Raw genomic sequence first — 26760 nt, 5'->3', positions numbered from 1 at the left:
AATCATGCTCATTGATGATATTGATTTTGCAGACCTTTACCTTCAGCAACTCAGGCTGGCCCATCGCACAGAAAAAACGCCGGATCACTGGGATCAACGGGCGGAAAAAATGGCGGAAAATTGCGCCTCGCCTACGGACAGCTACCTGCAACAACTGACCTCAAAAATTGACCTGCAAGGCGCGCAAACCTTATTCGATATGGGCTGCGGACCGGGTACCGTATCGCTGGCGCTGGCTGACAAACTCACGACGATTTATGGCGTTGATTACAGTCAGGGGATGCTGAAGGTTGCCGCCCGTCGCGCCGCCGCGCTAAAGGCAGACAATGTCCACTGGATCCAGCGCGCCTGGGAAGAGGACTGGAGTGACCTGCCACTCTGCGATATTGCCGTGGCTTCCCGCTCCACTCTGGTGGCTGATATGCGCCAGGCAATGAGCAAACTGAATAATCAGGCACGGCTTCGCGTCTATACGACTCATCTGGTCAGCACCTCGTTCGTCTCTCCAGCCATTCAGCGGGCGGCTGGTCGGGAAGTGATCGAATTACCCAACTATATCTTTGCGCTCAACGTCCTGTATCAGATGGGAATTTATGCTCACGTTGATTTTATCCGTGGACAAAATTGCCAACAGGATAACAGCACCTGGGAACGTTTTGAGCAGAACGTCAGCTGGAGTCTGGGCGCGCTTAACGACGATGAGCGTGAGCGGTTATATCGCTGGTATCAACAACAAGATGCTCGTGCCCTCGCCCCTGCCAGCCGCGACTGGGCGCTCATCTGGTGGGATAGCGTACCGCAAGAGGCACTGCGATGATTTTCCTTTCTCAGGCACAAATCGATGCGTTACTTCTGGAAGATATCCAGGGCGGTGACCTGACCACGCGAGCATTAAATATTGGACACCAGCATGGCTATATAGAGTTTTTTCACCGTCAGGGCGGCTGCGTCAGCGGAATTTCTGTCGCGTGTAAGATGTTAACTACGCTGGGATTAACTATTGATGACGCGGTCAGCGACGGTTCACAAGCGAACGCGGGTCAGCGGCTAATCCGTGCGCAAGGTAATGCCGCAGCACTTCATCAGGGATGGAAGGCAGTCCAGAATGTGCTGGAGTGGAGTTGCGGTGTTTCTGATTATCTCGCTCAAATGCTGGCGTTACTTCGTGAACGTTACCCTGATGGCAATATCGCCTGCACCCGAAAAGCAATTCCGGGTACCCGCTTACTGGCCTCGCAGGCAATTCTGGCTGCCGGAGGACTGATTCATCGTGCCGGATGTGCGGAAACCATATTATTGTTTGCCAACCACCGCCATTTTCTTCATGACAATCAGGACTGGTCAGGCGCAATCAATCAGTTACGTCGCCACGCACCCGAGAAGAAAATAGTTGTTGAAGCCGACACGCCGAAAGAGGCAATCGCCGCGTTACGCGCGCAACCAGACGTACTTCAGCTCGACAAATTTAGTCCGCAACAGGCAACTGAAATTGCGCAAATAGCACCGTCGCTGGCTCCCCACTGCACGCTGGCTCTGACCGGCGGAATTAATCTGACAACACTCAAAAATTACCTCGACTGCGGCATTCGCCTTTTTATTACCTCCGCGCCTTATTACGCGACACCAGCTGACATTAAAGTCAGTCTGCAACCCGCAGCCTCTATTTAATTCTTTGTTAAACGGAATTTATTCTATGAGACTCAAAAAACGTTATCTCTGCACAGCATTATCACTTGCCTTTACCCAGCAGGCCGTAGCGGCTCAGGAGAGTGACACGCTGACCGTATGGTCCAGTCCGGTATCATCGACGACGACCACCATTCTCGATCAACCCACCATGAAGGCCCTGGATAAACAGAATGTCGCTCAGGCATTAAGTGTCGTCCCCGGCGTGGTGCTGCAAAAGTCAGGTAGCCGCAACGAAGAACAGGTCAAAGTTCGTGGCTTTGATAGTCGTCAGGTGCCGGTCTATTTCGACGGTGTGCCCATTTATGTTCCCTATGACGGCAACCTCGATCTGGCGCGGATTCTGACCAACAATTTGGGGGCAGTTGAAGTTTCCAAAGGGTATTCGTCGCTGCTTCAGGGGCCTAATCAGATGGGCGGAGCCATTAATATCACCACCCAGAAGCCAACAAAACCTCTGGAAGCAAATCTGGGATATCGCCAGGGATGGAGCCGTAGCCAGGACAATGCCTACGATATGCATGCTTCATTTGCCGCCAGCAGCGATCTGGGGTATTTGCAAGTCAGCGGTAGCCAGCTAAAGCAGGATTTTCTCGGCCTGCCGCATGGTGTAAATAATGATATTGCAGGCAAACACGGCAAGATGATTAATTCATCGGCTGATGATAAACGCGGCATTGTGAAGCTCGGTTTTACACCACGCGAAAACGATGAATACACATTGACTTACATTAAGCAGGATGGTGAAAAAGATAACCCGCCATACAGTGGAAATAGTGGTCAGAAATCACGCTACTGGCAGTGGCCAGAGTATGACAAAGAAAGTTTTTATTATCAGGGAACGACCCAACTAAACGATCGTTTTACCCTGAAAAGTCGGCTGTATCGCGACACCTTTGAAAATACGCTAATGATGTACAACTCGCTGGCTGATTTGAAAAATAAAAAAGGCAGCTACAGCCATTATTCCGATTACAGCGACGGTGCCGGGTTACAACTGGCAGCCGATGTGCGTGAAAACGATCTGCTGTCGTTTGCCGTTAACTGGAAAGATGACGTACACCGGGAAAAAGGTGCGCCGCACGCCGCTTACGATCGCTATGAAGATCGTACCTGGTCGCTCGCCAGTGAATATCAATGGGCTGCTGCCGATAATGTCGATGTCGTGGCTGGAATCAGCTATGACTGGCGCGATAGCGTAGAAGCGAAAAAACATGAGAAAGATGGCAGTATCACCCATTATGACGACAACAATCAGTCAGCTTTTAACTGGCAGGTGATGGGGAAATACCACTTTGCCAATGAAGACACGCTGGCGCTTTCGTACTATGACCGCACACGCTTTCCGACGCTGAAAGAACGCTATACCACGTCCAAACCTGCGTATAACCAGATAGCGATTGTTAACCCGCAGCTCAAGCCGGAACGCGCGCGCGGGGTGGATTTAACCTGGAATGGTGCCTTCACGCACGACTGGGGATTTGAGGTCAGCGTTTACTATAACCGGGTGAGTGATGCCATCCTCTCGCACAATATCGATGCCGATACCATTCAAAATCAGAACAGCGGCACGGTGGATTACAGCGGTCTGGATGCCGGTATTAAGGGGAAAATCAGCAATATACTGGATGTAGGATTGAGCTACGCCCTGATCCACGCTGATGCCAAACGTAAAGACATCGGCAAGATAACCGATCTGCCAACGCAGACAATGACCGCATGGATGACTCTCAAACCGTGGGAGCCGTTAAGCGTAACGCTGTCGGAAGAGGCGCGTTCCTCCAGCTACAGCAACAGTGACGGTTCACAAAAAGCCGCCGGTTTTGCGGTGACCCACATTCGAGCCGATTACACCTTAGGTCATGGCTTCAGCGTTAATGCGTCGGTCAATAACCTGTTTGATACCAAATATGCCTACAGTGAAGGGTTTATTGAAGAAGGTCGCAATTTCTGGGCAGGTGTCGAATATACGTTCTGATGTGAAAGCGGATAGCAACATCTGTATCGCTATCCGCCTTATGAAAATCTTATTCTCTTCGCAGGAGGCGGAAAACACCCAGCACCAGGATAGCGCCCACTACCGCCACCAGGAAGCTGTGCAAATTAAAACCGCTGATGGAGCCGCCAATGCCAAACATGGTCGCCAGCCAGCCGCCGACCACCGCACCGACTATCCCAAGAATACAGGTCAGGAAAAATCCACCACCATCACGCCCCGGCATGATTAGCTTGGCGATAATGCCGGCTATCAGGCCAAAAATAATCCAGGCAATAATTCCCATGTTCAGGCCCTCGTTTCGATGAATCGGACGCAAGAAATGCTTACGTCAACGCTCTAAGTATAGGCAAGGGCGGGATCGATGCTGGGCGTTTGTCGGCTGATTTAAGAACAACATGTAAAAAATATTCACGCATTTGTATTAAGTTTTGTTAACTGTGACCGATAAACCAAAGACAGTTTGTCAGTCAGGAGTTTTTCCGCGTGAGTCATTACCATGAGCAGTTCCTGAAACAAAATCCGTTAGCCGTCCTGGGCGTGTTACGCGATTTGCACAAAGCCGCAATTCCTTTGCGTATCAGCTGGAATGGCGGGCAGCTGATCAGCAAAATACTGGCAATAACCCCGGATAAACTGGTGCTGGATTTCGGCAGTCAAGCCGAAGATAACAACGCTGTGTTAAAGGCGCAGCACATTACCATTACCGCCGAAACCCAGGGCGCGAAAGTCGAATTTACTGTTGAACAACTACAGCAGAGTGAATACTTGCAGCTTCCGGCATTTATTACCGTACCGCCTCCCACCTTGTGGTTTGTACAACGACGCCGATATTTCCGCATCTCCGCCCCACTCCATCCGCCTTATTTTTGCCAGACCAAACTGGCGGATAACAGTACGTTACGTTTCCGCCTGTATGATTTGTCGTTAGGCGGCATGGGCGCATTACTGGAAACGGCAAAGCCTGCCGGATTGCACGAAGGCATGCGCTTCGCTCAGATTGAAGTCAACATGGGGCAATGGGGTGTTTTTAACTTTGACGCCCAGTTAATCTCAATCAGCGAGCGCAAAGTGATTGATGGCAAGAATGAAACCATCACCACTCCCCGTCTGAGCTTCCGTTTTCTTAACGTCAGCCCGACGGTGGAGCGGCAATTACAGCGGATTATTTTCTCTCTCGAGCGGGAAGCCCGGGAGAAAGCGACCAAAGTGCGCGACTGATTTACATCGCGTCCAGTGCCTGCTCAAGTTTGTAGATATAGCGCGGTGCCTGCGGCGCAGGATGATTTCGTGCTACATGGTCGAGGAACTCGTCAGCATCCAGATCGTTGATTTTGCTGATCGCCTTTTTCCGATCTGACGAGAAAGTCCGTAACAACGCACCTGCCCCGTTAGCATATGACACCACCAGCGCATATTGCAGTACCTTCGGATCTTCAATGCCTGCCAGCGGGCCGGTTTCCAGAATATTCAGGTAAGCCGCGCCCATTGAAATATTACGTTCTGGATTTTTCAGCTCGCTGGTCGTCGGCTCACCGCTCCAGCCCATACGGCGATAAACATCACGTCCGGAGGTTGAAGCTTTTAACTGCATCAAACCAATGGCATTCGATTTACTCACCGCGTTCGGATTACCACCCGATTCGATAGCGATAATCGCCGTGATCAATTGTGGATCGACGCCCCAGGCTGCACCGGCTTTCTGGCTTATTGGCATCCACTGCATCGCACGTTGCACCGGAACTTTCGCGTTCCACGGCGGGTTCGTGTAGTCATGCTTTGATGAACAACCCGCTAATAACACAATCAAAAAGGCAAACCATCTTAATTTCACTTCTTCTATCCTTATAGCCTGGAATCGCCGTTGAGGTGACAACGGCACACCTAAGCGGCATGATATACATTTCGTTTCTGTTGTCAGCAAGGAATTGCCATGTCTCTGTTTCACTTAATAGCCCCATCGGGTTACTGCATAAAACAACACGATGCGCTGCGTGGTATCCAGCGCCTTACCGACGCGGGGCATCAGGTCAATAACGTCGAGGTTATTGCCCGTCGTTGTGAGCGTTTTGCGGGTACGGAAACGGAGCGTCTGGAAGATCTCAATTCCCTTGCCAAACTCACTACCCCCAACACTATCGTGCTGGCTGTACGCGGTGGTTACGGTGCCAGTCGTTTACTGGCGGATATTGACTGGCAGGCACTGGCGGCTCGCCAACAACATGACCCGTTGCTCATTTGCGGTCATAGCGATTTTACGGCCATTCAGTGCGGTCTACTGGCACAAGGCAATGTCATCACCTTTAGCGGCCCGATGCTGGTGGCAAACTTTGGCGCGGATGAGCTGAACGCCTTTACCGAACACCACTTCTGGCTGGCGTTACGCAATGAAACCTTCACCCTTGAATGGCAAGGGGAAGGCCCGACATGTCAGACCGAAGGCACGTTATGGGGAGGCAATCTTGCGATGCTCATTTCTCTGATCGGCACACCATGGATGCCACAAATTGAGAATGGTGTTCTGGTGCTGGAAGATATTAACGAGCACCCTTTCCGCGTCGAACGTATGCTGTTGCAGCTCTATCATGCTGGAATTTTGCCACGTCAGAAGGCGATTATTCTCGGTAGCTTTAGCGGCAGCACGCCCAATGATTATGACGCAGGTTACAACCTGGAGTCAGTGTACGCGTTTTTGCGTTCCCGCCTGTCGATTCCACTCATTACCGGCCTCGATTTTGGTCATGAACAACGTACGGTTACGCTGCCGTTGGGCGCACATGCCATTCTTAATAACACCCAGGAAGGCACTCAGTTGACGATTAACGGTCATCCTGTTCTTAAAATGTAAAAAAATCACGCTTCAGGGCTAAGTAAAACGCTGTCTCTGCCGCTAATATGGTAGGGTTTATATAAGAGACAGCGTAATCAGGAGTAACCGACCGTTGGATGCCACAACAATAATTAGCCTTTTCATCTTAGGATCCATCCTTGTCACCAGCAGTATTTTACTTAGTTCATTTTCTTCCCGTCTTGGCATTCCTATTCTGGTTATTTTCCTGGCGATCGGCATGCTGGCGGGAGTCGATGGCGTCGGCGGTATCCCGTTTGATAATTACCCCTTCGCCTACATGGTAAGTAACCTGGCGCTGGCGATTATTTTGCTCGACGGCGGGATGCGCACTCAGGCCAGCTCCTTTCGCGTCGCGCTAGGACCGGCGCTGTCACTGGCGACGCTGGGCGTGCTTATCACCTCTGGTTTAACCGGCATGATGGCGGCGTGGCTGTTTAATCTTGATTTGATCGAAGGTTTATTAATCGGCGCTATCGTCGGCTCCACCGATGCTGCGGCGGTCTTTTCTTTACTGGGTGGTAAGGGGCTTAATGAACGTGTTGGCTCGACGCTGGAGATAGAGTCCGGCAGTAATGACCCAATGGCGGTCTTTCTGACGATTACCCTGATTGCGATGATCCAGCAGCATGAAAGCAGTGTCAGCTGGATGTTCGTGGTCGATATTCTGCAGCAATTTGGCCTCGGGATTGTCATCGGTCTTGGCGGTGGTTATTTACTGCTGCAAATGATTAATCGCATCGCCCTGCCCGCCGGTTTATATCCATTGCTGGCATTAAGCGGCGGTATTTTAATTTTTGCTTTAACCACGGCGCTGGAAGGCAGCGGTATTCTGGCTGTTTATCTGTGCGGTTTTCTGCTGGGTAATCGGCCAATTCGCAACCGCTACGGCATTCTGCAAAATTTCGACGGCCTTGCCTGGCTGGCACAAATCGCCATGTTCCTGGTGCTGGGGCTGTTGGTTAACCCAAGCGATCTGCTGCCTATTGCCATTCCGGCGCTCATTTTGTCCGCATGGATGATATTCTTCGCTCGTCCTCTTTCGGTATTTGCCGGATTGCTACCGTTCCGTGGTTTTAATCTGCGTGAGCGCGTGTTTATCAGCTGGGTGGGATTACGCGGCGCGGTGCCAATCATCCTGGCCGTGTTCCCGATGATGGCGGGGCTGGAGAATGCGCGACTGTTCTTTAATGTCGCCTTCTTTGTGGTTCTGGTTTCACTGCTCTTGCAGGGAACATCACTCTCGTGGGCGGCGAAAAAAGCTAAAGTGGTCGTTCCACCAGTGGGGCGTCCGGTGTCACGCGTTGGCCTGGATATTCATCCGGAAAATCCATGGGAGCAGTTTGTTTATCAATTGAGTGCCGATAAATGGTGCGTGGGCGCGGCACTGCGCGATCTGCATATGCCAAAAGAGACGCGTATTGCGGCACTGTTTCGTGATAACCAGTTGCTTCATCCCACCGGCAGCACCCGACTGCGCGAAGGCGATGTGTTGTGTGTAATTGGTCGGGAACGCGATCTCCCGGCACTCGGTAAACTGTTCAGCCAGTCGCCACCTGTCGCGCTGGATCAACGCTTCTTTGGTGACTTCATTCTCGAAGCCAGCGCTAAATATGCTGATGTGGCGCTGATATATGGCCTGGAAGACGGGCGAGAATATCGTGATAAGCAGCAAACGCTGGGTGAAATTGTCCAGCAGTTGTTAGGCGCGGCACCGGTTGTCGGTGACCAGGTAGAGTTTGCCGGGATGATCTGGACGGTGGCCGAGAAAGAAGATAATGAAGTGTTGAAGATTGGCGTACGGGTGGCTGAAGAGGAAGCTGAATCTTAAATTTAATGCAGCATCTATCCCCGGATGCGATGCTTTGCACAACGCAGCCTGAGCCTGCATATAAACTTGTCATTTCCTGATTTTGATATGCTCATACCAACATCAGAAGAAGGTTAAATTATGGATGACAAACCATGCAGGCTCTGGCTAATAAATTCAAAACACCGGCTCAAGAAAGTCAGCGTAAGGGCTTCTTCTGACTGCAACAGGTGAAGAATAACCAGCCCCGCATTACCGGTATACCCGTCAACCATCAGGGGCCCCTGCCTGGCATCGCCCGAAAATATTCCCCCACACATCCTGCCGCGCTGAAATAGCCCATAGAGAACCAATACGCGTATCAGACTGCCCTGTATCTGTAGTGGCGTTTCATCCGCCTGTAACACCGGATAAATGAGCGATTTCTTATAGTTATTCTTTTGCTTAATAACGATTATTTCCGGGTCGTTCGCTCTCGTATTTTCTTTAATACGTCTACGCTGCCTGGGCCGTAATAAAACTTGTTCAGATCTGTTACGCATGTACCAGACCCGACACGGCATTTCTGACCCGGGAAAAGTCAACGATGAGTCGTTATATCAGCGCAAATGACGTTTTGTGGCACCTTTGCGGTGACCACATTCACGTCTTCGGCGCTGCCAGAGGATATTTATTTCAAGGATGCATAGCATTATGGCCAGCATTAAAGACATACGCCTATTCGCCCCATCTTCCTATAACACAGGCGTACACCCGTCAGGGCGGCGCTTACTGACGGTGGAATTCAAGAATCATCTTTTGCGGAACATGCAGTATCTCGGCCCGCAAAAATTTCGCTGGGGTGATGCCCCCCAGAGGATCATTGACCTCAGTAACGCGGACAAAGTGAAAATACAGATGGAAAACAATATTACCATCACGTTGGAGGCCTCTCCGGATCCGCAATATAACGAGTTCAGGTTGGTCGCCGAATGGTGCACATGGGCTATACAGCAAGATGGTCTGCAAGAAAACCTGCACGAAACTCTGAAAGAAACCCAGCAAGAAATCCTGCAAAAAAAAGTGCCAGAAATATCACAAGAAGACGTGAAAGAAATCCTGAAAAATATCCTGGAAGAAAACCTGCCAGCAAACCGAACTGAAAACCGGGCAGAGGCATTGCGCAGAATGAAGGAATGTCTCATAAATAGACAAATTATGCTCAATCTTAGCGATCTTGGATTGACCTCACTCCCTGAAAATTTGCCTCCACTTCTGATGAAATTTTACTGCAATAATAACGTGTTGTCCGCATTACCGAAGATGTTGCCGAAGGAACTGAGGGTGCTTGAGTGTATGGATAACGTTTTGATCTTGTTACCAAAGGTGCAGCCCCCGAAACTGATGATACTGAAGTGCTGTGAAAACTATATTATCTGGCTACCTGAGCTGTCGACTAACCTGAGAGTAATTAACTGTTCTGAAAACTTCTTGCAATTTTTACCGCCGTCGATGCCCCAGTACCTGTATAAACTATCCTGTGCCGGCAACAATATTAACTCAATACCTGATGAGATGCTGGAGAACTTGACTCGCCTGAAAGTATTTGACTGTTCTAGTAACGATTTGATCTCTGCACCACGGCTGCCGCCCAAGCTAATAATATACTACTGTGGTCACAACCAGTTTAAAACGATATCGGTGCCGCAGCCCCATAGCCTGAAGTTGTTTGACTGTAACAGTAACCCTTGGGACAAAGACAATTTACCGACGCTGCTCAAAGCCGTCGAGGGCCTGAAAAACCAGGAGGGCCTGGTGGACCTTTTAGACTTTTTGCGCAAGGAAGGCCAGTTTGACCTGGAGGGACTCGAGGAGCTGGAGGACCTGGAGGACCTGATGGCTCTGGAGCACCTGGAGGATCCGGTACTCCTGGAGCGCGTGAAGGTACAGGAGGACCTGGAGCTCCTGGATCAGCAGTTGGGCCTGTTGAGTCTGGAAAGACAACAGGACTCGCAGCCTGTTAATCAACATTCTGAACATGAACCCGAATCTGCATTAAGGGTAAAGCGTGATTTATCTGAAGTCGAGTTCGAGTCAACAATGAAGCGTAAGCGTTTTATGTAGAACGCCTGTGCGGTGAGCTCAGGTTCCGGGGAAATAGTGTCCATCATTTTAATGGGCACTATCATGGAAAATGGCTCTGTCACATTAACAGCGAAAGTTGCTGACCAGCCGGATGGATGATTTTTTTGCAACCAGAAGACACTGCCTCCGATCCGGCTTACAACAAGTTACACCGTCACAACCGGGACCCGTAACGCCAGCGCGCACATCAACTCATAACCCACGGTTCCGGCAGCGGCGGCGACATCATCAATTTTGATCTCCTTGCCCCACAGCTCAACCGGTGTACCAATACCCGCCTGCGGGCAAGGCGTTAAATCGACCGCCAGCATATCCATCGAGACTGTCCCCACCGTCATGGTACGCACGCCGTCGACTAAAACAGGTGTACCGGTAGGCGCGTGGCGCGGATAACCGTCGGCGTATCCTGCGGCAACAATGCCGATTCGTTGCTCATCGCGCGCAGTATAGCGACCGCCATAGCCCACACGCTCACCCGCTTTTAGCGTCTGGACACCAATAATCTCACTGCTTAGCGTCATTACCGGACGTAATCCGGTATTGGCGATATCGCGCCACTGACCCGACGGCGAAGCACCATACAAAATAATGCCAGGCCGAACCCAGTCAAAATGCGCTTCCGGATGCCACAGAGTCGCCGCCGAATTGGACAATGAACGCCGACATTCCAGCCCTTCCGCCGCCTGCTCAATACGCGCCATTGCGCCGGCAATCCCATCAGGATGCTCCGCCTCGGCAAAATGCGACATCAGAGTCATTTCGCCAACATTCGCCATCGCCCGCAGCTGCTGCCAGACGGTAAGCACACGATCGGGCTGGAAGCCCAACCGATTCATCCCACTGTTCACTTTAAGATAAATATCCAACGGCGCTTTTAGCCGCGCATTTTGCAGTGCTTTGAGCTGCCAGTTGCTGTGGACGCAGGTGGTCAGGCGGTACTGGTCATAAATTTCCAGATCCTGTGCATGGAAAAAACCCTCCAGCATCAGGATCGGTCCTTTCCAGCCGCGCTCACGTAACGTTATTGCCTCTTCCAGATTAAGTAATGCAAAGCCATCGGTGGCCCCTAGCGCGCTCCAGATACGCTCAATACCGTGCCCGTAAGCATTCGCTTTTACCACCGACCAGACACGCGCGTGCGGCGCGGCCTGCCGGACAATGGAAAGATTCTGTTTTAATGCCTGCAGATCGAGGCTGGCCTGTATCGGACGGGTCATCTCGTTTCCTTAGCTGTGCGCGCCATGTAAATGGCCCGGGCGTGATGGCGTAAATCCACGGCTGTAGCGTGCTACGCTTAAATCCTCATACGGGATCGCTGGCGTACGGCCAGAGAGCAGATCGCTTAACAACTGACCGGAACCGCAAGCCATCGTCCAGCCGAGCGTACCGTGACCGGTATTCAGCCACAGATTTTTAAAACGTGTACGCCCCACAACCGGCGTACCGTCTGGCGTCATCGGGCGCAGACCAGTCCAGAATGTGGCCTGCTCGACATGACCGCCGCGTGGATAGAGATCGCGAACCACCATCTCCAGCGTTTCACGACGCGGTTGCAACAGCTCGGTGTTAAAGCCAACAATTTCCGCCATTCCACCAACACGAATGCGGTTATCGAAACGGGTAATGGCGATTTTGTAGGTTTCATCAAGGATGGTAGACACCGGCGCACCATCTTCCTGTGCAATCGGAATAGTCAGCGAGTAGCCTTTCAGCGGATACACCGGAATATCAACAATGCCTTTGAGCATCGCCGTCGAGTAAGAACCAAATGCCATCACATATGCATCGGCCTTAATCACTTCATCGCCACACTTCACGCCGTAGATTTGCTCGCCGTCGCAAAGCAGTTGGTCAACAGGCGTATTAAAGCGGAATTTAACCCCCGCCTGCTCTGCCATCCGCGCCAGATTCTGGGTAAACAGCTGGCAGTCTCCGGTTTCGTCATTGGGTAACTGCAGGCCGCCCGTCAGTTTGTGCGCCACTTCCGCCAACGCGGGCTCTACTTCCGCCAAGCGGCTGGATTCCAGCAGTTGATACGGTACGCCTGCATCCTCCAGCACGGCGATATCGCGAGTGGCGTTTTCATATTGTTGTTCTGTACGGAACAGTTGCAGCGTCCCGCCCTGCCGCCCTTCATACTGAATATGAGTTTCGGCGCGCAATGCTTTCAGGCAATCACGGCTGTATTCCGCCAGACGCACCATCCGCCCTTTGTTTTCCATGTAGTGGCTGGTGTCACAGTTACGTAACATTTGCCACATCCATTTCAACTGGAACTGCGTACCGTCGAGACGAACCGCCAGCGGCGCATGGCGCTGGAACATCCATTTAATCGCTTTTAAAGGTACACCTGGCGCTGCCCACGGCGCAGCATAGCCGGGGGAAATTTGCCCGGCATTCGCAGCACTGGTTTCCAGGGCGGCTCCTGACTCCCTATCAATGACGGTGACCTCATGTCCTGCCTGATTTAAGTACCAGGCGCTGGCAACGCCTACCACACCACTTCCCAGTATGACAACTCGCATAGCCACTCCGATAACGGTAGATACAGTAAAAGAACAATAATCTAATTACATCTTGATAACTCAGTTGAAAATATTATTCAACATACGGCTTTTTTATGGTGAGCTGGCTCACATCTCCCTGACTCTGCAGCAATATGGCATCTTTAGTATCTCCTGCTGAACACCCTTTTTAACCAGCATAAAATTCCGCTCAGAAGCGAATTACTGGCACTCTGATAATAAGAAATCGCAAAGAAAAAAATTCTTCGGCGACGCGGTTTTTAACAGGTGTTCTATGCTTGAAATGAGGTGTTCCACACAGAGAGCACCGACAACAATGAGGTGCGCGTATGGCGACGATCGATTCTATGAATAAGGACACCACACGTTTGAGCGATGGACCCGACTGGACGTTTGACCTGCTGGATGTTTATCTGGCAGAGATAGACCGGGTAGCGAAACTCTATCGGCTGGATACCTACCCGCACCAGATTGAAGTGATCACCTCAGAACAGATGATGGATGCCTACTCCAGCGTCGGCATGCCAATTAACTATCCACACTGGTCATTCGGTAAAAAGTTTATCGAGACTGAACGGCTGTATAAGCACGGTCAGCAAGGACTGGCCTATGAAATCGTCATTAACTCTAACCCGTGTATCGCTTACCTGATGGAAGAGAACACTATCACCATGCAGGCACTTGTGATGGCCCACGCCTGCTATGGGCATAACTCTTTCTTCAAAAACAATTACTTATTCCGTAGCTGGACCGACGCCAGTTCGATTGTCGATTATCTGATTTTTGCCCGTAAATATATTACCGAGTGCGAAGAACGTTATGGCGTAGATGAAGTAGAGCGGCTTCTTGACTCCTGTCATGCGCTGATGAACTACGGTGTGGATCGGTACAAACGCCCGCAAAAAATCTCGCTGCAAGAAGAAAAAGCCCGGCAGAAAAGTCGCGAAGAGTATCTGCAAAGTCAGGTCAATATGCTCTGGCGTACCCTGCCGAAGCGCGAGGAAGAGAAAACGGTTGCTGAAGCGCGCCGCTATCCGTCCGAGCCACAAGAAAACCTGCTCTATTTTATGGAGAAAAATGCACCCCTGCTGGAATCATGGCAGCGTGAAATTCTGCGTATTGTGCGTAAGGTGAGCCAGTATTTTTATCCGCAAAAACAGACTCAGGTAATGAACGAAGGCTGGGCGACCTTCTGGCACTACACCATCCTTAATCATCTGTATGATGAAGGGAAAGTGACGGAACGTTTTATGCTGGAGTTTTTGCACAGCCACACCAATGTGGTTTTCCAGCCGCCCTATAACAGCCCGTGGTACAGCGGAATAAACCCGTATGCGCTTGGTTTCGCCATGTTCCAGGATATTAAACGGATTTGTCAGTCGCCGACGGAAGAAGACAAATACTGGTTCCCGGATATCGCCGGTTCTGACTGGCTGGAAACATTGCATTTTGCGATGCGTGATTTCAAAGATGAGAGTTTTATCAGCCAGTTCCTGTCACCGAAAGTGATGCGTGATTTCCGCTTCTTCACCGTGCTGGATGACGATCGCCATAATTATCTGGAGATTTCCGCTATTCATAATGAAGAAGGTTATCGGGAGATCCGTAACCGGTTATCGTCGCAATATAATTTAAGTAATCTGGAGCCGAATATTCAGATCTGGAACGTGGATTTGCGCGGCGACCGTTCGCTGACGCTGCGTTACATTCCACATAATCGCGCACCGCTGGATCGGGGGCGCAAAGAAGTGCTGAAGCATGTGCATCGCCTGTGGGGATTTGATGTGATGCTGGAACAGCAAAACGAAGACGGCAGCGTCGAGTTGCTGGAACGTTGCCCGCCGAGAATGGGAAATCTGTAAAAACAACAAAAAACCCCTCGTTTGAGGGGTTTGCTTTTTAAACGGAAGGGATTATCGCCCCTGAATAGCTAAATCACCCGGCAGATTTTTCTGCATCCGGTGCCAAATCTCGCCGCTCTCATGCCCATAGCGACGCACTGTTTCGTATACCTGATCGTGTGCGCCTTCACTGCACAACGCCGACAGTTTGTGGTAGAAGCCCAGCGCCAGACTGCGCGCTTCCGGATTGGCGAAATAGTGACGACCAATGCGCGTATACAGCCCTTTCATCCCGTTAAGGATCAGACCGTAAATCGGGTTGCCGGAAGCAAACGCCAGACCGCGGAATATGTTGTAATCCAGCTCGGCAAAGGCATCGGCGTGATCGGCCACTTCATTAGCGGTAGCCAGCACTTCCTGCGCTTTATCGGGATGCTGACGAAACGCGGTGCGAATAAAAATCGTTGAAATATTGGTACGCACCGACAGCAAATTATCAATAAGCTGCGGCACACTTTCGTGATCCAGTCGCGCCAGTGTTTCAAGGATATTTAAACCGGAAGTTTCCCAGAAATTATTCACCTTCGTCGGCTTGCCATGTTGAATGGTCAACCAGCCATCTCGTGCCAGACGCTGTAACACTTCACGTAACGTAGTACGCGTTACGCCAATTAATTCTGAAAGTTCACGTTCTGCGGGCAAAATAGTCCCGGGAGGGAAGCGGTTATTCCAGATACTTTCAATAATGTACTCTTCCGCGAAACCCGCCGGGCTTTGCGCCTTAATGACCATAGTGAGATTTCCATAACACAGCAAAACAAAGTTGGACTCATCATACCAGAGGGCTAACTACGCTGATAGCAGACAAAAAGAAGAAAAAAGGGATCAAGGCTTCATTTTCCGCATCTCTTTACCCTTGACTATCAAGACTTGCCTCACTCCTGCCTGACCGTTAAGCTTTGCGTTTAAACATAAAAACATCATTGATTATTTGTAAGGTAAGGGAAACCATCATGGAGATCTCCTGGGGCCGCGCGCTATGGCGCAATTTTTTGGGCCAGTCCCCCGACTGGTACAAACTCGCCCTCATCATTTTCTTAATCGTAAATCCGTTAATTTTCCTCATCAGCCCTTTCGTCGCTGGCTGGTTGCTGGTAGCGGAATTTATTTTCACTCTGGCGATGGCCCTGAAATGCTACCCGCTACTCCCCGGTGGCCTGTTGGCTATCGAAGCGGTATTCATCGGCATGACCAGCGCGGAACACGTCCGTGAAGAGGTGGCGGCAAATCTTGAAGTCTTGCTGTTACTGATGTTTATGGTGGCGGGTATCTATTTTATGAAACAGCTGTTGCTGTTCATATTTACCCGTTTGCTGTTAAGCATTCGCTCCAAAATGCTGCTGTCGCTCTCTTTTTGCGTGGCAGCGGCGTTCCTCTCCGCGTTCCTCGATGCCTTAACCGTCGTGGCGGTGGTGATCAGCGTTGCCGTCGGTTTTTATGGTATTTATCACCGCGTAGCCTCTTCCCGTACTGAAGATACCGACCTGCAAGACGATAGTCATATCGACAAGCATTACAAAGTGGTTCTGGAACAGTTCCGTGGCTTTCTGCGTAGCCTGATGATGCATGCCGGTGTTGGCACCGCATTAGGCGGCGTGATGACCATGGTGGGCGAACCACAGAACCTGATCATCGCTAAAGCGGCTGGCTGGCATTTTGGCGATTTCTTCCTGCGCATGTCGCCGGTGACCGTTCCAGTTCTGATTTGTGGCCTGTTGACCTGCCTGCTGGTGGAGAAGCTACGTTGGTTTGGCTACGGCGAAACGCTGCCGGAGAAAGTCCGCGAAGTGCTGCAACAGTTTGACGATCAAAGTCGCCACCAGCGTACCCGTCAGGATAAAATTCGTCTGATTGTCCAGGCGATTATCGGCGTCTGGCTGGTCACCGCGCTGGCGTTGCATCTGGCGGAGGTTGGCTTGATTGGTTTGTCAGTCATTATTCTGGCGACATCATTGACCGGTGTCACCGATGAACATGCTATCGGTAAAGCCTTCACCGAATCTCTGCCATTCACCGCACTGTTGACGGTGTTTTTCTCGGTAGTCGCGGTGATTATCGACCAACAACTGTTTTCGCCGATTATTCAGTTTGTGTTGCAGGCATCGGAACATGCTCAGCTGTCGCTGTTCTATATTTTCAACGGTCTGCTGTCATCCATTTCGGATAACGTCTTCGTGGGGACGATTTATATCAACGAAGCGAAAGCGGCAATGGAAAGTGGCGCTATCACGTTGAAGCAATACGAGCTGCTGGCGGTCGCCATTAATACCGGTACCAATCTGCCCTCTGTCGCTACGCCGAACGGTCAGGCTGCGTTCCTGTTCCTGCTGACCTCCGCACTCGCGCCATTGATTCGCCTCTCTTATGGCCGCATGGTGTGGATGGCCCTGCCTTACACCTTCGTCCTGACACTCGTCGGACTACTTTGCGTCGAGTTTACGCTTGCCCCTGTAACCGAATGGTTTATGCAAATGGGCTGGATAGCAACGCTTTGATAACAACTTACCGGGCATATAAATGCCCGGTTTGCCTTTTCGCCCGATAATTGTCCAATTACCTCCTATTTTTGCTGCCTCCTGGTGGCGCAGCGAATGAATTGGTTTAAACTGCGCACTCTATGCATATTGCAGGGAAATGATTATGTTGCGATTTTTGAATCAATGTTCACAAGGTCGGGGCGCGTGGCTGTTGATGGCGTTTACCGCTCTGGCACTGGAACTGACGGCGCTGTGGTTCCAGCATGTGATGTTACTGAAACCTTGCGTGCTCTGTATTTATGAACGCTGCGCATTATTCGGCATTCTGGGTGCTGCGCTGATTGGCGCGATCGCCCCGAAAACTCCGCTGCGTTATGTAGCGATGATTATCTGGTTGTATAGTGCGTTCCGCGGTGTGCAGTTAACTTACGAGCACACCATGCTTCAGCTCTATCCTTCGCCGTTTGCGACCTGTGATTTTATGGTTCGTTTCCCTGACTGGCTGCCGCTGGATAAATGGGTACCGCAAGTGTTTGTCGCCTCTGGCGATTGTGCCGAGCGTCAGTGGGAATTTTTAGGTCTGGAAATGCCGCAGTGGCTGCTCGGTATTTTTATCGCTTACCTCATTGTCGCGGTGCTGGTGGTGATTTCCCAGCCGTTTAAAGCGAAAAAACGTGACCTGTTCGGTCGCTAATCCATTTGGCGCTCCTGCGGGAGCGCTTTTTGCTGCCGCTATGTTCATTTGACCCGCAGTAAATCCGTACTTCGTGTTGTATAACGTGGTGAAAGCATGGCACGCTTCATCTGCCATTGTTGCTGGATCCCCTGCCCGGCAAAATAGAGTGTTCCTCTGCCCTCTTTGGCATTCAGCGTATCCATCACCGTCATCAATTGCTCACTCCCGGGACGCGGTGCGTTGTCATCGAATAAATTGAGCTGCGCGACTCCCTGACTGAAGAAATCCCCCAGCATCACGCCCGCTTTTTGGTAGCGATGGCCCGCTTGCCAGATGGCATCCAGAGATCGCGTAGCGGCGTTAATGATATCCCTGCTGTCCTGAGTGGGCGTCAGCAGTTTTACCGACGCGCTATTGCCGTAATAAGGTTCATTGAGCGCAAATGGTGACGTCTTAATAAACGTGGAGATAAACCGACAATATTGATGCTCGCTGCGAAGTTTTTCCGCCGCCCGGGCAGCGTAACTACAAATGGCCTGCCGCATCGACGTATAATCCGTGATGCGTTCACCAAACGAGCGGGAACAGATAATTTCCTGCTTCGTCGGTGCAAACTCTTCCAGCTGCAAACAGGGTTCGCCGCGCAGTTCACGCACCGTTCTTTCGAGCACTACATTAAAATGTTTACGGATAAACCGGATATCTGTATCCGCCAAATCGAGAACGGTTTTGATCCCCATCGCGTCCAGTTTTTTGCTGATCCGCCGTCCAATCCCCCAGACTTCATCCACGGGGAGAGCAGACATTAATTTACGCTGGCGTTCCAGATTTGATAAATCCACCACCCCACCCGTCTGCCGCTGCCATTTTTTTGCCGCATGATTGGCAAGCTTAGCCAGCGTTTTGGTCTGGGCGATCCCCACACCAACAGTAAGATGGGTACGTTGTAGCACCGTTGCGCGAATTTCTCTGCCAAAATCAGTCAGATCGCGACAATTACGCACACCGGTCAGATCGCAGAATGCCTCATCAATACTGTAAATCTCGACGCGGGGCGATAGCTCTTCCAGCGTCGACATCACCCGATTGCTCATATCGGCGTAAAGCTCATAGTTACTGCTAAAGCAAACCACGCCACAGCGGCGAAACAGATCTTTTTGTTTGAACCAGGGATCGCCCATTTTAACGCCCAGCGCTTTTGCCTCGGCGTTGCGGGCAATAACACAACCGTCGTTATTAGATAAAACAACCACCGGTTTACCCCATAAATCAGGGCGAAACACCGTCTCACAACTGGCATAAAACGCGTTTACATCACAGAGGGCAAACATCAGCGCATCGCCTTAACGACGTGGATCACCACACCAAAGACATCCAGCGTATCTTCGCTACTGATGGTAATGGGTGAATATGCACTGTTCATGGGAATAAGCTGCACTGTCGGGCGTAGTTGCAATTTTTTCACCGTAAACTCGCCGTCAACAGCAGCGATGACAATATCACCATGGCTGGCGGTAATAGCGCTATCGACAATCAGTAAATCACCGTCACTAATCCCACCGTCAATCATAGAATCACCACTTGCTTTGACGAAGTAAGTCGCGCTGGGATGCTGGATCAACAGTTGATTCAGATCGATGCGCTGTTCAACGTAATCTGCGGCCGGTGAAGGAAAGCCACACTGAACAAGATCGCTAAATAGCGGAAAAGTCACAATTTCGCGGAGATCCGCAGGCTTGATAAACAACATAATAATCTGCCTGAAGTTATACTGTTTTTATATACAGTAGTCTGTTCTTGCCAGCAGATCAATACTGATTCAGGCTATCAATATTTGTCGCTGCATAGACTGCTGATTTTTCGTTCTCTTATCCTGTGCTCACGCGGCCTTCTGGCGACGACGCTCATCCAGCAGAAATGAAAAATATCACCCGGCTAAAAATAGAATAGAAGCATTCGCCATAATGACATTAAACATTGTTTGATATTTATCATATTAATAGAAATAAAGACATTGACGCATCTCACCCGCCTAACTATGAATTAGATGAAGTAAAATTCATTAATAGTTGTAAAACAGGGGTTTCATTACAATTTATATATTTAAAGAGGCGAATGATTATGACTGAAATCGTTGCAGATAAAACGGTAGAGGTAGTTAAAAACGCAATCGAAACCGCAGATGGAGCATTAGACCTTTATAATAAATATCTCGATCAGGTCATCCCCTGGCAGACCTTCGATGAAACCATAAAAGAGCTAAGTCGCTTTAAACAGGAGTATTCACAGGCAGCCTCCGTTTTAGTTGGCGATATTAAAACCTTACTTATGGATAGCCAGGATAAGTATTTTGAAGCAACCCAAACGGTGTATGAATGGTGTGGTGTTGCGACGCAATTGCTCGCAGCATATATTTTGCTATTTGATGAGTACAATGAGAAGAAAGCATCCGCCCAGAAAGACATTCTCATTAAGGTGCTGGATGACGGCATCACGAAGCTGAATGAAGCGCAAAAATCTCTGCTGGTAAGCTCACAAAGTTTCAACAACGCTTCCGGAAAACTGCTGGCGTTAGATAGCCAGTTAACCAATGATTTTTCAGAAAAAAGCAGCTATTTCCAGTCACAGGTAGATAAAATCAGGAAGGAAGCGTATGCCGGTGCCGCAGCCGGTGTCGTCGCCGGTCCATTTGGATTAATCATTTCCTATTCTATTGCTGCGGGCGTAGTTGAAGGGAAACTGATTCCAGAATTGAAGAACAAGTTAAAATCTGTGCAGAGTTTCTTTACCACCCTGTCTAACACGGTTAAACAAGCGAATAAAGATATCGATGCTGCCAAATTGAAATTAACCACCGAAATAGCCGCCATCGGGGAGATAAAAACGGAAACTGAAACAACCAGATTCTACGTTGATTATGATGATTTAATGCTTTCTTTGCTAAAAGAAGCGGCAAAAAAAATGATTAACACCTGTAATGAGTATCAGAAAAGACACGGTAAGAAGACACTCTTTGAGGTACCTGAAGTCTGATAAGCGATTATTCTCTCCATGTACTCAAGGTATAAAGTTTATCACATTTAAAAATACAGACGTTTTTTAAAGATTGAGAGTTACCTGTTAATAATAAGGTATCGGGTAACTCTCATTATGACAGAGCGCTTTCAAAAACAGGGCTACGAAATGGCGAGCATCCAGACGTATATTAAGAAAGCCCCCATCAACATCTATTAAATTTATCACTGCGCCCAGTCAGGTTTATTTAAGATATGATCCTGCCAGTCAATCACTTCTGATTCTTTCACTGCGATATGACGCACAGAGATACGTTCGCCATGCATTGCCGCTTTCGAACCAGTAAGCAGCGGATGCCACGCAGGTAAATCTTTACCTTCCGCCAGCAAGCGATAAGCGCAGGTTATTGGCAACCATTCGAATGTTGGCAGATTTTCACGGGTTAGTTTAATGCAGTCGGGTTCAAACTCGAAACGACGCTCGTAGTTCCGACATTGACAGGTTTTAATATTGAGCTGGCGACAGGCGACGTTAGTGAAGTAGATTTCGTCGGTGTCTTCGTCCATTAGTTTATGCAGACAACACTGACCGCAACCATCACACAACGACTCCCATTCCGCATCGCTCATTTCGTCCAGGGTTTTACTTTGCCAGAAAGGTACATCGCTCATCAGGTGTTCCGCCATTACGTTAAAACGCACCTTATAACCAGTCTGGCACAGCGATGCAAGTTTTGCCGCCGCTTTCAGGCGGCAAAAAGTATTACAAAACGCGAGTTGTCAAAGAATGTCCATCGAAAGTAACCGTCAGCTCATCACCGCTTTGCAAGGGGCCGACGCCATCAGGCGTGCCTGTCAGCACAACGTCACCGGCCTTGAGGGTAAAAAACTTGCTCATATAAGCGATCAGCGGAACGATTTTATGGATCATGTCCGCAGTCGTACCTTGCTGGCGTTGTTCGCCGTTGACGCTCAGGCCCAGCACTGTATTTTGCGGATCGCCGGTGAATTCCGCCGCTGGAATAAACCCGGAAAGCGGACAAGAGTTATCAAACGCTTTGGCCTTTTCCCACGGCTGCCCGGCTTTCTTCATTTTTCCCTGAACATCACGCAATGTCAGATCGAGCGCCACGCCGTAACCGGCAATTGCTTTGCGGACATGCTCTTCCGTAGCCTGACGTAGCGTCGCGCCAATCAACACCGCCAGTTCGACTTCATGATGAACTGAACCGAAATCGGAAGGGATCGCCAATGGCTGCCGCAGATCGCACAGTGCCGTCTCTGGTTTAATAAACAGCACTGGCTCTTCGGGCACTGCACTGCCCATCTCTTTAATATGTTTGGCATAGTTACTGCCAACACAGACTACTTTACTCACCGGATAATCCAGCAGCGCACCTTGCCAGTTGTGATGTTGATACATAATGTTCCCCTCACTTATCGTGGATATGAAAACCCGCGCCGACAAAGATAATGCCACCGCCGGATATCGGTTATTTGTTAGTGTCGTCTGTTTTCTGCCCCATTACGGAAAGATGTTGCTTCAGCAAATCTTCGGGGGGTGGCGGTAACTGCAGATAGTAACCTTGCTCGGTTAATGCCAGTTTAACCTTCTCAATATCGGCATTGACCAATTTCTTCCGCCCATCCAGCGGCAGAATCATCGCTAACTGAGGCTGACCAAAACCTTTCATCAGTTCCTCAGGAACACGCGAAAAATCGTCTTTTTTTTCGACATATAAATAGGTCTGGTCACGCTTGCTGCTTCGATAAATCACACAAAACATACATTTACTCTTTAAAATGCCAGGTTTTGGCATAAGCTAACATCAATGAAACCCGCGCCACAAGCCAGCCAGCTGTAGATTTCTGCGGTTTGTTCAATCCATGCGCCCTTTATAAGTAATCCCCGGCAAGAATACCGCACCAGGATTTTACCGAATACAGGAAAGCCACTGGAATTCCCCCGTAAGGAATTGTTATATTATAACAGTTCATCGTACTCATTCTGAACAGGAGACTACCTATGAAAATCAAGGGCATCAGTAAGGGTGTATTGCTGCTTGCACTGCTAACCTCTACGAGCTTTGCTGCAGGTAAGAATGTCAATGTTGAGTTCAGAAAAGGTCATAGCAGCGCTCAGTACTCCGGCGAAATAAAGGGATATGATTACGATACATATACCTTCTATGCCAAAAAAGGCCAGAAAGTGCATGTGAGTATCTCTAATGAAGGCGCTGATACTTACCTCTTCGGACCAGGGATCGATGATTCTGTTGATTTATCCAGATATTCCCCAGAACTCGATAGTCACGGACAATACGCACTCCCAGCTTCTGGCAAATATGAGCTGCGTGTGCTGCAAACCCGAAACGACGCCCGTAAAAACAAAACTAAAAAATATAACGTTGATATTCAAATTAAGTAAATGTCAATCGACGGGGACTCTCCCCGTCATAAACGTTAACGCCCCACTCCTCTCTGTCGCTTAAGAGGTTAATGACGAATAGAACATAATGTAAACAAGACATCACTCACGACACATAAATAACATCTTTGTGGTGGTTTGATTGATTTTTCCACTCCGCTTACCATTCACACCAAAATAACGATCATCACGACATAATTTTTCTTTAACATCGCAAAATACACCGTTAGAGAATGTAAATTCGCTGGGATCGTAACCTTGTACTGATTGTAAGTTTTCAGCGGCTTTTTCGCCGAGATATTTCCTTGTTAACTCTGGGGAAATGCCATCTGAGTTAACACAAATATACGGGTCGCAAACAACGCCGCACGCCGGAGATTGAAGTCCGCCAGCGTCATTTCCAGACGCCATTGATGAGAACATCATCCCCACACCTGACAATCCGATATAAAAAATACGCATCATATTCATAGCACATCCTGATAATCCAACCGTACAACACTTATGCTCATTTCATCATCAATCCGTAATCAAAACCGCTGACCTGGACGAGTTACGATGACCTGACAGAAGTATCAGACGTCTTCTGCGGTTTCTATGATAGAGCAATTCTGTGGCGGATATTAAGATAACGGGTATCTGTTCTTTAATGATGCTGCAAAAAATGGAAAGTTAAGAAAGCCTGGCGTGGTGAAAAAATACACTCGTCTCAATACTGGATATTTAAACAGGTCTGAAGATGCTGTCACGATTAGGGTGCGGAAAAAGGAAGCGTAAATAAGAACAATCAAAAGTACGACGGCAATAGGTTGATTGACAAGGATATTTTTTAAGCTATGAATCAGCGCCATTTATCACAGAATAGACTTTTACTCTGAATAAATGGGAGGGTGACTTGCCTCAATATAATCCAGACTATAACATGCCTTATAGTCTTCGGAACATCATCGCGCGCTGGCGATGATTAATAGCTAATTGAGTAAGGCCAGGATGTCAAACACGCCAATCGAGCTTAAAGGCAGTAGCTTCACTTTATCTGTGGTTCATCTGCATGAGGCAGAACCTAAGGTTATCCATCAGGCGCTGGAAGACAAAATCGCTCAGGCCCCCGCATTTTTAAAACATGCCCCTGTTGTACTCAACGTCAGTGCACTTGAAGACCCGGTAAACTGGTCAGCGATGCATAAGGCTGTTTCGGCAACCGGTTTGCGGGTTATTGGCGTAAGTGGCTGCAAAGATGCGCAACTTAAAGCCGAAATTGAAAAGATGGGGCTGCCTATCCTGACGGAAGGAAAGGAAAAAGCGCCGCGTCCAGCTCCCGCACCGCAGGCTCCAGCGCAAAATACAACGCCGGTCACAAAAACGCGTTTAATAGATACCCCGGTGCGTTCCGGTCAGCGTATTTATGCTCCACAATGTGATCTGATTGTTACAAGCCACGTTAGCGCTGGGGCCGAATTGATTGCCGATGGTAACATTCATGTTTATGGCATGATGCGCGGTCGTGCGCTGGCAGGGGCAAGTGGTGACCGGGAAACGCAAATATTTTGTACGAACCTGATGGCGGAACTGGTGTCCATCGCAGGTGAATACTGGCTGAGTGATCAAATCCCAGCAGAATTTTATGGCAAAGCAGCGCGACTACAGTTAGTCGAAAACGCTTTGACCGTTCAACCGTTAAATTGATCCCTTTTTAACAAGGAATTTCTATGGCACGCATTATTGTTGTTACTTCGGGCAAAGGGGGTGTTGGTAAGACAACCTCCAGCGCGGCCATCGCCACTGGTTTGGCCCAGAAGGGAAAGAAAACTGTCGTGATAGATTTTGATATCGGCCTGCGTAATCTCGACCTGATTATGGGTTGTGAACGCCGGGTCGTTTACGATTTCGTCAACGTCATTCAGGGCGATGCAACGCTAAATCAGGCGTTAATTAAAGATAAGCGTACTGAAAATCTCTATATTCTTCCGGCATCGCAAACACGCGATAAAGATGCCCTTACCCGTGAAGGGGTCGCCAAAGTTCTTGATGATCTGAAAGCGATGGACTTTGAATTTATCGTTTGTGACTCCCCGGCAGGGATTGAAACCGGTGCGTTAATGGCACTCTATTTTGCAGACGAAGCCATTATTACCACCAACCCGGAAGTCTCCTCAGTACGCGACTCTGACCGTATTTTAGGCATTCTGGCGTCGAAATCACGCCGCGCAGAAAATGGCGAAGAGCCTATTAAAGAGCACCTGCTGTTAACGCGCTATAACCCAGGCCGCGTAAGCAGAGGTGACATGCTGAGCATGGAAGATGTGCTGGAGATCCTGCGCATCAAACTCGTCGGCGTGATTCCTGAGGATCAATCAGTATTGCGCGCCTCTAACCAGGGTGAACCGGTCATTCTCGACATTAACGCCGATGCGGGTAAAGCCTACGCAGATACCGTAGAACGTCTGTTGGGAGAAGAACGTCCTTTCCGCTTCATTGAAGAAGAGAAGAAAGGCTTCCTCAAACGCTTGTTCGGAGGATAAGTTATGGCATTACTCGATTTCTTTCTCTCGCGGAAGAAAAACACGGCCAACATTGCAAAAGAACGGCTGCAGATTATTGTTGCTGAACGCCGTCGCAGCGATGCAGAACCGCATTATCTGCCGCAGTTGCGTAAAGATATTCTTGAGGTCATTTGTAAATACGTACAAATTGATCCTGAGATGGTAACCGTACAGCTTGAGCAAAAAGATGGCGATATTTCTATTCTTGAGCTGAACGTGACCTTACCGGAAGCAGAAGAGCTGAAATAAGCCCGCTGTAAAAGCGCATTTATCTTCAAGGCAGAGTCATCTCTGCCTTGAGTTTTTCATCCCCCTCATCCACGTTTGATAAGAGCGGCGAGTATTCTTGCTGATGCTACTCATTGCTTCCCCCCCCTTTACACCTTAATGCCGTTCCCCCCACACAGAACAAATTGTTTATACCTGGCTGAGTAAATAACCTTATTGTTAGTATTGGTATGCTGGGAGATGATAACCCCGCAATTTCATTATTCATTGTTCTCCCATAGGATGAGGTTTCCCGCCGTAACTGGCGGGCTTTTTTTGCCGCAGAATTTTCCCTTTTAACATCCTGTAAACGGAAACTACGCCGAAGCGCAGTTTAAGCGTTGATGGTCAGAACGACCAGTTCGCACCAGCCACCGCGTTCCATGGCGATTCCACACCGGCACCATGGCTATACCCCACCCCGAGATGCCCGCTTAACGAACTGCTGAATGAGGCTTTAATACC

At 49.4% G+C, this 26760-nt stretch carries 28 protein-coding genes and 1 pseudogene; 15 read left to right on the top strand and 14 right to left on the bottom strand.

Features of this window, described 5'->3' with window-relative positions; all coding sequences use genetic code 11:
* Positions 1-4 precede the first annotated feature (4 nt).
* Genes FQZ95_RS13840 through FQZ95_RS13830 form a run of 3 tightly spaced genes read left to right on the top strand, consistent with a single transcriptional unit; the run spans position 5 to position 3664 of the window.
* The gene (locus FQZ95_RS13840; protein ID WP_160530306.1) at positions 5-817 is read left to right on the top strand and encodes a class I SAM-dependent methyltransferase; all 813 of its coding nucleotides are present in this window, start codon (positions 5-7) and stop codon (positions 815-817) included.
* Complete coding sequence (gene modD / locus FQZ95_RS13835) at positions 814-1668, top strand: ModD protein (RefSeq protein WP_000576817.1); 855 nt, start codon at positions 814-816, stop codon at positions 1666-1668. The genes FQZ95_RS13840 and modD overlap by 4 nt, the downstream gene beginning before the upstream one ends.
* A gap of 25 nt (positions 1669-1693) precedes the next feature.
* Entirely contained in the window at positions 1694-3664 is a 1971-nt protein-coding gene (locus tag FQZ95_RS13830) for a TonB-dependent receptor plug domain-containing protein (protein WP_160530305.1), read from the top strand.
* 49 nt (positions 3665-3713) lie between these two features.
* Here FQZ95_RS13830 and FQZ95_RS13825 read toward each other — a convergent pair whose 3' ends face one another.
* Positions 3714-3968, bottom strand: a complete 255-nt coding sequence (locus FQZ95_RS13825; protein WP_000511315.1) for a GlsB/YeaQ/YmgE family stress response membrane protein — start codon at positions 3966-3968, stop codon at positions 3714-3716.
* 200 nt (positions 3969-4168) lie between these two features.
* On the opposite strand from FQZ95_RS13825, the gene ycgR reads away from it, so the two are divergent.
* Positions 4169-4903, top strand: a complete 735-nt coding sequence (gene ycgR, locus FQZ95_RS13820) for a flagellar brake protein YcgR (RefSeq protein WP_160530304.1) — start codon at positions 4169-4171, stop codon at positions 4901-4903.
* Between the two features lies 1 nt (position 4904).
* Here ycgR and emtA read toward each other — a convergent pair whose 3' ends face one another.
* Complete coding sequence (gene emtA / locus FQZ95_RS13815) at positions 4905-5516, bottom strand: membrane-bound lytic murein transglycosylase EmtA (RefSeq protein WP_001295616.1); 612 nt, start codon at positions 5514-5516, stop codon at positions 4905-4907.
* Positions 5517-5615: 99 nt separating this feature from the next.
* Here emtA and ldcA point away from each other — a divergent pair, with 99 nt between their 5' ends.
* Together ldcA and FQZ95_RS13805 are read left to right on the top strand one after the other, a co-directional pair.
* Complete coding sequence (ldcA, locus tag FQZ95_RS13810; RefSeq protein WP_160530303.1) at positions 5616-6530, top strand: muramoyltetrapeptide carboxypeptidase; 915 nt, start codon at positions 5616-5618, stop codon at positions 6528-6530.
* A 94-nt stretch (positions 6531-6624) separates the two neighbouring features.
* Positions 6625-8295 (top strand): annotated as a pseudogene (locus FQZ95_RS13805) (potassium/proton antiporter); the annotation flags it as partial.
* Here FQZ95_RS13805 and FQZ95_RS27000 read toward each other — a convergent pair.
* Together FQZ95_RS27000 and FQZ95_RS26170 are read right to left on the bottom strand one after the other, a co-directional pair.
* On the bottom strand, positions 8233-8421 hold the full coding sequence (locus FQZ95_RS27000) for a hypothetical protein (protein ID WP_420106936.1): 189 nt from the start codon (positions 8419-8421) through the stop codon (positions 8233-8235). The pseudogene FQZ95_RS13805 and the gene FQZ95_RS27000 overlap by 63 nt on opposite strands.
* A gap of 53 nt (positions 8422-8474) precedes the next feature.
* A complete protein-coding gene (locus FQZ95_RS26170; RefSeq protein ID WP_186269286.1) occupies positions 8475-8882 on the bottom strand; it encodes a hypothetical protein in 408 nt (135 codons plus the stop codon).
* 151 nt (positions 8883-9033) lie between these two features.
* Between FQZ95_RS26170 and FQZ95_RS13800 the strand changes: the two genes are divergently transcribed.
* Complete coding sequence (locus FQZ95_RS13800; RefSeq protein ID WP_160530302.1) at positions 9034-10443, top strand: hypothetical protein; 1410 nt, start codon at positions 9034-9036, stop codon at positions 10441-10443.
* A gap of 167 nt (positions 10444-10610) precedes the next feature.
* On the opposite strand, the gene dadX is transcribed toward FQZ95_RS13800, so the two are convergent.
* Positions 10611-11681, bottom strand: a complete 1071-nt coding sequence (gene dadX, locus FQZ95_RS13795) for a catabolic alanine racemase DadX (protein ID WP_088542325.1) — start codon at positions 11679-11681, stop codon at positions 10611-10613.
* 9 nt (positions 11682-11690) lie between these two features.
* The gene (dadA, locus tag FQZ95_RS13790; RefSeq protein ID WP_001266925.1) at positions 11691-12989 is read right to left on the bottom strand and encodes a D-amino acid dehydrogenase; all 1299 of its coding nucleotides are present in this window, start codon (positions 12987-12989) and stop codon (positions 11691-11693) included.
* Positions 12990-13318: 329 nt separating this feature from the next.
* On the opposite strand from dadA, the gene FQZ95_RS13785 reads away from it, so the two are divergent.
* A complete protein-coding gene (locus FQZ95_RS13785; protein WP_000190855.1) occupies positions 13319-14851 on the top strand; it encodes a SpoVR family protein in 1533 nt (510 codons plus the stop codon).
* A gap of 51 nt (positions 14852-14902) precedes the next feature.
* Here FQZ95_RS13785 and fadR read toward each other — a convergent pair whose 3' ends face one another.
* Positions 14903-15622: a fatty acid metabolism transcriptional regulator FadR gene (gene fadR / locus FQZ95_RS13780; protein WP_000234823.1), complete on the bottom strand. Its 720-nt coding sequence runs from the start codon at positions 15620-15622 to the stop codon at positions 14903-14905.
* 221 nt (positions 15623-15843) lie between these two features.
* On the opposite strand from fadR, the gene nhaB reads away from it, so the two are divergent.
* Both nhaB and dsbB read left to right on the top strand, forming a co-directional pair.
* Complete coding sequence (gene nhaB, locus FQZ95_RS13775; RefSeq protein ID WP_088542326.1) at positions 15844-17385, top strand: Na(+)/H(+) antiporter NhaB; 1542 nt, start codon at positions 15844-15846, stop codon at positions 17383-17385.
* Between the two features lie 145 nt (positions 17386-17530).
* Positions 17531-18061: a disulfide bond formation protein DsbB gene (dsbB, locus tag FQZ95_RS13770; RefSeq protein ID WP_000943444.1), complete on the top strand. Its 531-nt coding sequence runs from the start codon at positions 17531-17533 to the stop codon at positions 18059-18061.
* Between the two features lie 44 nt (positions 18062-18105).
* On the opposite strand, the gene umuC is transcribed toward dsbB, so the two are convergent.
* Together umuC and FQZ95_RS13760 are read right to left on the bottom strand one after the other, a co-directional pair.
* Positions 18106-19374 (bottom strand): DNA polymerase V catalytic protein, encoded by a 1269-nt coding sequence (umuC, locus tag FQZ95_RS13765; protein ID WP_032302892.1) that lies wholly within the window; start codon positions 19372-19374, stop codon positions 18106-18108.
* Positions 19374-19793 carry a translesion error-prone DNA polymerase V autoproteolytic subunit gene (locus FQZ95_RS13760; protein ID WP_000897378.1) on the bottom strand — a complete coding sequence of 140 codons (420 nt, stop codon included), beginning with the start codon at positions 19791-19793 and terminating at the stop codon, positions 19374-19376. Before FQZ95_RS13760 ends, umuC begins: the two co-directional genes overlap by 1 nt.
* Positions 19794-20164: 371 nt before the next feature.
* Between FQZ95_RS13760 and hlyE the strand changes: the two genes are divergently transcribed.
* Positions 20165-21076 (top strand): hemolysin HlyE, encoded by a 912-nt coding sequence (hlyE, locus tag FQZ95_RS13755; RefSeq protein WP_001306826.1) that lies wholly within the window; start codon positions 20165-20167, stop codon positions 21074-21076.
* Positions 21077-21282: 206 nt separating this feature from the next.
* Here the strand turns inward: hlyE and FQZ95_RS13750 are convergent, their stop codons facing one another.
* From FQZ95_RS13750 to FQZ95_RS13740, 3 genes are all read right to left on the bottom strand, one after another.
* Positions 21283-21729, bottom strand: a complete 447-nt coding sequence (locus FQZ95_RS13750) for a YcgN family cysteine cluster protein (RefSeq protein ID WP_024218650.1) — start codon at positions 21727-21729, stop codon at positions 21283-21285.
* Positions 21730-21820: 91 nt separating this feature from the next.
* On the bottom strand, positions 21821-22480 hold the full coding sequence (locus tag FQZ95_RS13745) for a fumarylacetoacetate hydrolase family protein (protein ID WP_000284282.1): 660 nt from the start codon (positions 22478-22480) through the stop codon (positions 21821-21823).
* Positions 22481-22550: 70 nt separating this feature from the next.
* On the bottom strand, positions 22551-22844 hold the full coding sequence (locus tag FQZ95_RS13740) for a YcgL domain-containing protein (protein ID WP_001297679.1): 294 nt from the start codon (positions 22842-22844) through the stop codon (positions 22551-22553).
* 239 nt (positions 22845-23083) lie between these two features.
* Here FQZ95_RS13740 and pliG point away from each other — a divergent pair, with 239 nt between their 5' ends.
* The gene (gene pliG, locus FQZ95_RS13735) at positions 23084-23485 is read left to right on the top strand and encodes a g-type lysoyme inhibitor PliG (protein WP_000693759.1); all 402 of its coding nucleotides are present in this window, start codon (positions 23084-23086) and stop codon (positions 23483-23485) included.
* A 102-nt stretch (positions 23486-23587) separates the two neighbouring features.
* Here pliG and FQZ95_RS13730 read toward each other — a convergent pair whose 3' ends face one another.
* A complete protein-coding gene (locus FQZ95_RS13730; protein ID WP_001056847.1) occupies positions 23588-23956 on the bottom strand; it encodes a YcgJ family protein in 369 nt (122 codons plus the stop codon).
* Between the two features lie 519 nt (positions 23957-24475).
* Here FQZ95_RS13730 and minC point away from each other — a divergent pair.
* Genes minC through minE form a run of 3 tightly spaced genes read left to right on the top strand, consistent with a single transcriptional unit; the run spans position 24476 to position 26277 of the window.
* Complete coding sequence (minC, locus tag FQZ95_RS13725; RefSeq protein WP_000072536.1) at positions 24476-25171, top strand: septum site-determining protein MinC; 696 nt, start codon at positions 24476-24478, stop codon at positions 25169-25171.
* Positions 25172-25194: 23 nt separating this feature from the next.
* A complete protein-coding gene (minD, locus tag FQZ95_RS13720) occupies positions 25195-26007 on the top strand; it encodes a septum site-determining protein MinD (RefSeq protein WP_000101055.1) in 813 nt (270 codons plus the stop codon).
* Positions 26008-26010: 3 nt separating this feature from the next.
* On the top strand, positions 26011-26277 hold the full coding sequence (gene minE / locus FQZ95_RS13715; protein WP_001185665.1) for a cell division topological specificity factor MinE: 267 nt from the start codon (positions 26011-26013) through the stop codon (positions 26275-26277).
* A gap of 366 nt (positions 26278-26643) precedes the next feature.
* Here the strand turns inward: minE and FQZ95_RS26995 are convergent.
* Positions 26644-26760, bottom strand: a 117-nt coding sequence (locus FQZ95_RS26995; RefSeq protein ID WP_123057327.1) for an autotransporter outer membrane beta-barrel domain-containing protein, incomplete at its 5' end; no start/stop codon positions are given.

The organism is Escherichia sp. HH41S, from assembly GCF_009820115.1.
Taxonomy (GTDB): Bacteria; Pseudomonadota; Gammaproteobacteria; order Enterobacterales; family Enterobacteriaceae; genus Escherichia; species Escherichia coli_F.
This window is presented reverse-complemented; position numbering and strand designations above follow the sequence as displayed.